Genomic DNA, 624 nt, shown 5'->3' with positions numbered 1-624 from the left:
TACAACCCCAAAGGGTCTTTACGTCAAACAACCAAAGTTGTCTGCATTTTTATACATGTGCAGACTCGATTTTGCCGGACTCAATTTTGAATAGTCACTTAAAGTGACATTCCCAAGAACACTTGAATGTGTTGTATTGGTGTTTGTCWTAAAGACAAACATTGAGAACTTTACAATCAACAAATAMATTGTTGATTTGTCAGCTTTCCAAATTGTTAAAGAGCTAGATTTTCTGATGAAAACCATTTTTAAAGATTCTTTTGCAAGAACACTTAAAGATGGTGGAGCTATGCGGGATCGAACCGCAGACCTCCTGCGTGCAAGGCAGGCGCTCTCCCAGCTGAGCTATAGCCCCATCAGGTGTTGATACTGTGTGCCAATTTCAAGGAAATTGGTGGGTCTGAGTGGACTTGAACCACCGACCTCTCGCTTATCAGGCGAACGCTCTAACCACCTGAGCTACAGACCCAGTATCGTCTCTTAAACTACATAAACCATCAATCTGTGTGGACACTCATMGTGAGTAATCATCGTATAAGGAGGTGATCCAGCCCCAGGTTCCCCTAGGGCTACCTTGTTACGACTTCACCCCAGTCATGAACCACAAAGTGGTAAGCGTTCTCC

2 tRNA genes and 1 rRNA gene are annotated in these 624 nt (G+C 43.6%); all 3 read right to left on the bottom strand.

The features are described from left to right. Positions 1-279: 279 nt before the first annotated feature. Positions 280-355, bottom strand: a tRNA-Ala gene (locus ELS82_RS25720). Positions 356-392: 37 nt separating this feature from the next. After that, a tRNA-Ile gene (locus ELS82_RS25715) sits at positions 393-469 on the bottom strand. Positions 470-535: 66 nt separating this feature from the next. Further along, a 16S ribosomal RNA gene (locus ELS82_RS25710) occupies positions 536-624 on the bottom strand; the annotation flags it as partial.

The sequence above is a fragment of the Vibrio ouci genome, from assembly GCF_004551525.1.
GTDB classification, from domain to species: Bacteria; Pseudomonadota; Gammaproteobacteria; order Enterobacterales; family Vibrionaceae; genus Vibrio; species Vibrio ouci.
Note: the sequence above shows the minus strand (reverse complement) of the source record. Positions and strands in the feature narration are given on the sequence as shown.